1 protein-coding gene is annotated in these 8,680 nt (G+C 54.1%); it reads left to right on the forward strand.

From position 1 onward, the window contains the following. The coding region (locus C5469_RS21500) for an amino acid adenylation domain-containing protein (protein ID WP_166310607.1) at positions 1-8,680 on the forward strand (8,680 nt) is incomplete at both ends.

An 8,680-nucleotide genomic window follows, 5' to 3' on the forward strand; every position in this document is an offset into this window, starting at 1 on the left:
GCCCGCTATCTGCCGGACGGAGATCTGGAATTTCTGGGTCGTAACGACGAACAGGTTAAAATCCGGGGCTTCCGGATTGAACTGGGGGAAATTGAGGCGCGGTTGGTGGAGCATCCGGCGGTGCAAGAGGCGGCGGTACTGGCATTGGATGATGGACGGAGCAAACGGCTGGTTGCCTATGTGGCGGCGGAGAAGAATGCGGGATTGGCTGCGGATTTGCGTGAATACCTGAGTGCGATTTTACCTGACTATATGGTCCCGGTCGCGTTTGTGCAGTTGGATACCTTCCCGCAGACCCCGAATGGTAAGCTGGATCGCCGGGCGTTACCGGCACCGGACAATGAAGCCTTTGCCCGTCAGAGCTATGAGGCACCGCAGGGGGAGACAGAAACCACATTGGCGGCGATTTGGTGTGAGTTGCTGGGGATTGAACAGATCAGTCGGCACGATAATTTCTTTGCCTTGGGCGGCCATTCGTTACTGGCAATGCGGGTGATGAACCGTGTGGCCGCGTTGGGTGTCGAACTGCCGCTGACCACCTTGTTCACATCCCCCACGTTGATGGCTTTTGCTGAGGTCATGCAGGCCCGGTTTGGTCAAAAGGACGCTATATTGCCGGCTATCCTGCCGATATCCCGTGAGGAAGTGCTGCCACTGTCATTTGCTCAACAGCGCTTGTGGTTCTTGGCGCAGTTGGATGGCGTCAGTGAGACTTATCATATCCCGATGGCCCTGCGCTTGGGTGGTCAACTGGATATCGTGGCCTGGCAGCAGGCGCTGGATACTTTGTTCGCTCGTCATGAGGCGTTACGTTCGGTCTTTGTCTCGGTTGACGGTCAACCGCAAGTACGGCTGTTGGAAGCGGATAGCGGCTTGCCTTTATCTCAACATGACCTGCGTGGACTCCCGGATGCCGACATGGTGCTTGAGCGTTTGAGTGACGAGGAAGCCCACACGTCATTTGATCTTGACCGTGGTCCGCTTATCCGCGGCCGTCTTATCCGGCTTGCCGATGATGAATACCGGTTCTTGCTCACCCAGCATCACATTGTTTCCGATGGCTGGTCTGTCAGTGTGCTGATACGTGAACTGAATGCACTCTATACGGCATTTCTGGCCGGGCAACCGGACCCATTGCCACCGCTGGCGATTCAATACCCGGATTACGCCGCCTGGCAGCGTCAGTGGCTGTCGGCTGAACGTACCCGGATTCAATCTGACTATTGGCGTACCATGCTGGCTGATGCGCCGGTTCTGCTGGATTTACCCACTGACCGGCCCCGTCCGCCTGAGCAGTCGTTTGCCGGCAATGTCGTGCCGGTTAACCTGGATGCGGCGTTAACGACCGCCCTGAAACGTCTGAGTGAGCAACACGGTGTCACGTTATTCATGACGCTGTTGTCAGCCTGGGCAATAGTCCTGTCGCGTCTGTCAGGTCAGGAGGATGTGGTGATAGGCACGCCGAGTGCCGGTCGCAGTCGTCAGGAAGTGGAGCCGTTGATCGGATTCTTTGTGAATACGCTGGCGTTGCGTATTGATTTATCGGGTGAGCTGACGGTAACCGAGTTGCTGTCACGTGTACGGCAAACCGCCTTAGCGGCACAGGAACATCAGGATCTACCGTTTGATCAGGTGGTGGAAATCGTGCAGCCGCCGCGCCGATTGGCGCATACGCCGTTGTTCCAGGTGATGTTTGCCTGGCAGAACAATGAGAACACGGAATGGCAACTACCGGGACTGGCCGTGTCAGCGGTCGATCAAGCTCTTGGTGACGTCCAGTTTGATCTTGATCTTAGCTTGTTAGAAGAGGAGGACGGGATTGCCGGTGTGCTGAGTTATGCCACCGCCCTGTTTGATCAACCGACCATGGAACGGCAGGTGGGATATCTGCACATGGTACTGCAGGCAATGGTTGCTCCTGCTCAACAGCGGATTGGGGAAATTAATATCCTGTCCCCGGCAGAGCGCAGGTTGTTATTGGAAACCTGGAACGTGGCGGAAACCGCGTATCCTGATGCGTTATGTCTTCATCAGTTGTTTGAGCAACAGGTGGAGAAAACTCCGGAGGCGACGGCGCTGGAGTATCAAGAGCAGACCCTCAGTTATGCGCAGTTAAATGCCCGCGCCAACCGGCTGGCTCATCAGCTGATTACTCTGGGCGTAGAGCCGGACCAGCGGGTGGCGATTTGTGTGGCCCGTTCCCCGGCCATGGTGGTAGCACTGTTGGCAGTGCTGAAAGCGGGTGGCGCTTATGTGCCTTTGGATTCAACTTATCCAATGGAACGTTTGACATATATCCTGAATGATACTACGCCGTCAGTGGTATTAGCGGATATGACCGGGCAGGCAGCACTGGGTAACGAGTCGTTAGCCGGGCTGACTGTACTTGACCCGAATACCCTGCCAGACCTGCCGGATAGTAATCCATTGGTGACGGCATTGACACCACAGCATTTGGCGTATGTCATCTATACTTCTGGCTCTACCGGGCAGCCGAAAGGGGTGATGGTGGAACATCAGGCGATATATCAGCGTCATTTGGGTTTTAATGAGACCTATGCAATCACGGCGCAAGACCGGTTATTGCAATTTGCTTCTTTTGCTTTTGATGTTTCAGTAGAAGAATGCTTCTCGTCATTATGCAACGGTGCCACGCTGGTGATGCGTGATGACAGCTGGCTGGCTTCTGCACAGGAATTTATTGCCTTAGCTTGGCAAAATCGTATCACGGTGATGTCTCTGCCTGTGTCATTTTGGTCCGAATTAATTGCCAGAGACGATGGATTACCGCTGCCGGATTGTCTCTGGCTGATCATCATTGGGGGTGAGGCGGTTAAAAAGAGAGCGGTTCAGGATTGGTTTGCGCGGGAAATCCACCGACCGCGGCTATTGAACGCGTATGGCCCGACGGAAAATACCGTGACGGCGACCTGTAAGGAGATAGTATCCCCAGCCGATGATTGTTCTATCGGTCAACCGCTTAAAAATACCTGTGTCTACCTGCTAGACAGATACGGTCAGCCAGTACCATTAGGCTGTGTTGGTGAAATGTATATTGGTGGCGTCGGAGTGGCACGGGGTTATTTGAACCGGCCAGAATTGAGTAAGGAAAGTTTTATACCAGATCCCTTCAGTCCAGTATCCGGTGCGCGGATGTATCGTACCGGGGATTTGGCCCGCTATCTGCCGGACGGCAATCTGGAATTCCTAGGTCGTAACGACGAGCAGGTTAAAATCCGCGGTTTCCGGGTTGAGCTGGGTGAAATTGAAATCCGACTGATGGAACACCCGGCGGTGCAAGAGACGGCAGTACTGGCGTTGGATGATGGGCAGAACAAACGGCTGGTGGCCTATGTAGTAGCGGAAGTCCATGAAGAGTTGGCAGCCCGTTTGCGTGAACATCTGAGTGCTGTTTTACCTGACTATATGGTCCCGGTGGCTTTTGTGCGTCTGGATGCTTTCCCGCAGACCGCTAACGGTAAGTTGGATCGCCGGGCGTTGCCTGCGCCAGGGGAGGAGGCGTTTGCCCGTCAGGTCTATGAAGCTCCGCAAGGAAAGGTAGAAATAATGCTGGCGGCTGTCTGGTGTGAGCTGCTAGATGTTGAGCAGGTCAGCCGACATGACAGCTTCTTTGCTCTGGGCGGTCATTCACTGCTTGCGGTGCGCATGATTGAACGATTACGGCGTGTCGGTCTGGGCGTATCCGTACAAACGCTATTCCAGCATCCAACACTCTGTATTCTGGCACAGTCTCTGGTTCAGCATGATGAAATCCAGGTGCCTGCCAACCGTATTACACCGGATACTACGGTGCTGACACCGGATCTGTTGCCGTTGATTGACCTGACTCAGCCTGAGATTGAGCGCATTATCGACCAAGTACCGGGCGGGATAGCCAATATTCAGGATATCTATGCGCTGTCGCCGTTGCAGGACGGTATCCTATTCCACCATCTGCTGGAGGATGAAGGTGATCCGTATCTGTTAATCGGCCAGATGATTTTTGCTGACAGGGCTATGTTGGATCATTATTTAGCGGCGGTTCAACGGACAATTGATCGGCACGATATTTTGCGGACCGCCTTTATCTGGCAGGGATTATCAGTCCCGGCGCAGGTGGTCTGCCGTCAGGCCCCATTGTCAGTGACTGAATTGACACTAAACCCAGCTGACGGTTCGGTCAGTGACCAGTTAACCCGGCGTTTTGACCCGCGTCAGTATCGTCTTGACCTGAGTCAGGCCCCGCTGTTGCGTTTTGTCATTGCCCAGGAGACCGATGGTCGCTGGTTCTTATTGGAATTGCATCATCACTTGATCGGTGACCATGAAACGATGGAAGTGATGCACCGTGAAGTGCAGGCGTATCTGACGGGTCAGGAAGACAACCTACCGACACCGGTACCGTTCCGTAATTTGGTGGCTCAGGCGCGGTTAGGTGTCAGTCAGGAAGAACATACTCGCTTCTTTACTGACATGTTAGCAGAGGTGGATGAACCGACCCTGCCGTTTGGTTTGATGGAAGTGCATCGTGATGGTTCGCAGGTGACAGAATCTCACCGGATGCTGACCGCTGGGTTGAATGACCGTCTGCGTAGTCAGGCCCGGCGTTTGGGTGTCAGTCTGGCGGCGTTGTGTCATCTGGCTTGGGCGCAGGTGTTGTCGCATACCAGTGGTCAGAAGAATGTCGTGTTTGGCACAGTGCTGTTTGGGCGTATGCAGGCAGGTGAGGGTGCCGAAAATGGCATGGGGTTGTTTATCAATACGTTGCCGTTGCGGCTGGATATCGATGAAACCCCGGTACGGGACAGCGTGCAGGCCGCCCATACCCGATTGGCTGGATTATTGGCGCATGAGCATGCTTCACTGGCGCTGGCCCAGCGTTGCAGCGGGGTGCGGGGGGATATCCCACTCTTTAATAGTCTGTTGAACTATCGGCATAATACTCTGGTGGAAACGCCAGATGACCTGATAAGCGGTATTGAATTTCTGGGTGGACAGGAGCGGACTAACTATCCATTTGTGCTGTCGGTGGAAGATTTTGGCGAATCGCTGGGGCTGACGGCTCAGGTAGTGCAACCGTTTGATCCGGCCCGGTTATGTGGCTATATGCAACAGGCGCTGGAGAGTTTGGTTGAGGCGCTCGACCAGTCCCCGGAGACCCCGGTACGGGCGTTGAATATCCTGCCTGAAGTGGAGCGGAGGTTGTTGTTAAAAACATGGAATGCGACGGAAACCACGTATCCTGAGCAGTTATGCATTCATCAGTTGTTTGAACAGCAGGCAGCGAAAACTCCAGAGGCGACGGCCCTGATAGCAGGAGATAAGACTTTAAGCTATGCGGAACTGAATATGCGTGCTAACCGGTTTGCTCGTCAGTTGATCGAACAAGGGGTTTGTCCGGATGAGTACATCGTGCTCCTATTGGAGCGGTCGGTTGAACTGGTGGTGGCCCAATTGGCTATCCTTAAGGTTGGTGCCGTTTACGTACCGATAGATACCCGTGTGCCGGAAGAACGGCGAAATTGGTTGATAAATGATTGTTCAGCCAATTTGTTGATTACTGATGCGCAAACTGATATCTCGGCTGGCCTCTCAGTTCCGCTGCTGCGTCTTTCTGATGAGGAAAATACGGGCAGAGAGGAAGATCGTATCAACCTTGATCTGGCGCGTTACAGTACCGGATCAGCGTATATCATGTACACCTCCGGCTCGACTGGCATGCCAAAAGGCGTGGTCGTACCTCATCGTGCGGTGGTCAGGCTGGTCATCAATAATGGCTATGCTGAAGTTGGGCAGGATGACCGGGTTGCCTTCGCCGCTAATCCGGCTTTCGATGCCAGCACGTTTGAAGTTTGGGCACCCTTGCTCAACGGTGGAACGCTGGTGGTTATCGACCGCACTACGTTATTGACACCACAGGAGTTTGTACAGGCTTTACAGGTTCACCGCGTCACAGTTATGTGGCTGACTGTCGGGTTGTTTAACTGGCTGGCGGCAGAGTTATCTCCGGTTCTTCCGCAGATTAAAATCTTGATTGTCGGGGGAGATGCCCTTGACCCTTATGTCATTGGTCAGGTGCTGAGCAAAAATCCGCCACAACAGTTATTAAATGGCTATGGGCCGAGTGAAGGCACCACCTTTACTACGACATACCGTATTAATGCATTAGCGCAGGGAGCAACCAACGTCCCTATTGGCCGACCGGTAGCTAACACGCAGGTTTATCTGCTGGATGCTGATGGTCAACCGGTGCCGCTGGGAGTAACCGGCGAGATTTATATTGGTGGAGATGGGATAGCCCAGGGTTATCTTAATCGCCCTGAGTTAACCGCTGAACGTTTCCTTGCTGATCCGTTCAGTGATAACCCAGATGCCCGCATGTACCGGACCGGGGATTTGGCTCGTTATCTGCCGGACGGTAATCTGGAATTCCTGGGCCGCAACGACCAGCAGGTTAAAATCCGTGGTTTCCGGATTGAACTGGGAGAAATTGAGACGCGTCTGGCAGAGCACCCGGCGGTGTGTGAGGTTGTTGTATTGGCACTGGGTGAGGGGCAGGATAAACAGCTGGTTGCCTATGTGGTGGCGGAAGCGCATGAGGGGCTGGTTAATAGTTTGAGTGAATACCTAAGTGCCCTGCTACCTGATTATATGGTGCCAAGTGCTTTTGTACGTCTGGATGCATTGCCATTGACTGCGAATGGTAAGCTGGATCGTCGTGCGCTACCTGCTCCGGATGGTGAAGCGGTTGCCCGTCAGGTTTACGCCGCGCCTCAGGGAGAAACAGAAATGGCCCTGGCGTCGATTTGGCGTGAATTACTGGGGATTGAACAGGTCAGTCGGTATGACAGCTTCTTCGCACTGGGCGGCCATTCATTGTTGGCGGTACGCATGATTGAACGCCTGCGTCATCAGGGATTGACCCTGGCGGTGCGTGATCTGTTCCAGTCGCCGGTGTTGTCTGAACTGGCCCAAACGTTGGGGCAGTATCGGGCTGTGATCGTGCCTGCTAATGTTATTACGCCAACAACCACAGCATTGACACCGGAAATGTTGCCGCTGATAGATCTGACTCAGCCAGAGATTGACTGTATCGTCGGGCAGGTACCGGGTGGGATGGCCAATATTCAGGATATCTATGCGTTGTCACCGTTGCAGGACGGGATTTTGTTCCACCATTTACTGGCAAGCGAAGGTGATCCGTATTTGTTAGCCAACCAGATGGTCTTTGCTGACCGGACTCTGCTGGACCGCTATTTGACGGCGGTGCAACAGGTGGTTGATCGTCATGACATCCTGCGGACCGCCTTTATCTGGCAAGAGTTGTCTGTGCCTGCTCAGGTAGTCTGGCGTCAGGCACCTTTGTCGGTGACTGAATTGACGCTGGACCCGTCTGATGGGCCAGTTTGTGATCAACTGGCTGAACGTTTTAATCCTCGTCATTATCGTCTCGATTTAGGTCAGGCACCGTTGCTGAGTTTTGTGGTGGCGCAGGAGACCGATGGCCGCTGGTTCTTACTGGAGTTGCAACATCACCTGATTGGCGACCACACCACGATGGATGTGATGAACAACGAGGTTCAGGCGTATCTTGCTGGACGGGAGGGCAGCTTGCCGGTGCCAACACCTTTCCGCAATCTGGTCGCTCAGGCCCGGTTGGGGGTCAGTCAGGAAGAACACACCCGTTTCTTTACTGACATGTTAGCGGAGGTGGATGAACCCACCCTGCCGTTTGGTTTGACGGAGGTGCATCGTGATGGTTCACAGGTGACGGAATCTTACCGGATGCTGCCCGTCGGGTTGAATGATCGTCTGCGTAGTCAGGCCCGGCGTTTGGGCGTGAGTCTGGCGGCGCTGTGTCATCTGGCCTGGGCGCAGGTATTATCGCGTACCAGCGGGCAGGAGAAAGTGGTGTTTGGCACAGTATTATTTGGGCGGATGGCGGCAGGCGAAGGTGCCGACAATGGCATGGGGCTGTTTATCAATACCCTGCCGTTGCGGCTGGATATCAATGAGACCCCAGTACGAGACAGTGTACAGGCCGCCCATACCCGGTTGGCCGGATTATTGACGCATGAGCATGCTTCACTGGCGCTGGCCCAGCGTTGCAGCGGGGTGCGGGGGGATATCCCACTCTTTAGCAGCCTGTTGAACTATCGGCATAATGCCTTGCTGGCAACGTCAGATGAATTGATAAGCGGTATTGAATTCCTGAGTGGTCAGGAGCGGACCAACTATCCGTTTGTGCTGTCGGTGGAGGATTTTGGTGAATCGCTGGGATTGACCGCTCAGGTAGTACAACCGTTTGATCCGGAAAACTTGTGCGGTTACATGCAACAAGCGCTGGAAAGTTTGGTAGAGGCGCTTGAACAAGCCCCTGAGACACCGGTGCAGGCACTGAATATCTTGCCGGAAGTGGAACGGAAACTGCTGCTAGAAACTTGGAATGCCACGGAAACGGCCTACCCTGACCAGTGGTGCGTTCATCAGTTGTTTGAACAACAGGTAGAGAAAACCCCGGACGCAACTGCGTTAGAGTATGAAGCACAGACCCTCAGTTATGCGCAATTGAATGCTCGCGCCAACCGGCTGGCCCATCAGCTGATTGCTTTGGGCGTGGAGCCGGACCAGCGGGTGGCGATTTGTGTATCACGTTCCCCGGCTATGGTGGTGGGCATAT

This window comes from Photorhabdus cinerea (assembly GCF_011189575.1).
Taxonomy (GTDB): Bacteria; Pseudomonadota; Gammaproteobacteria; order Enterobacterales; family Enterobacteriaceae; genus Photorhabdus; species Photorhabdus cinerea.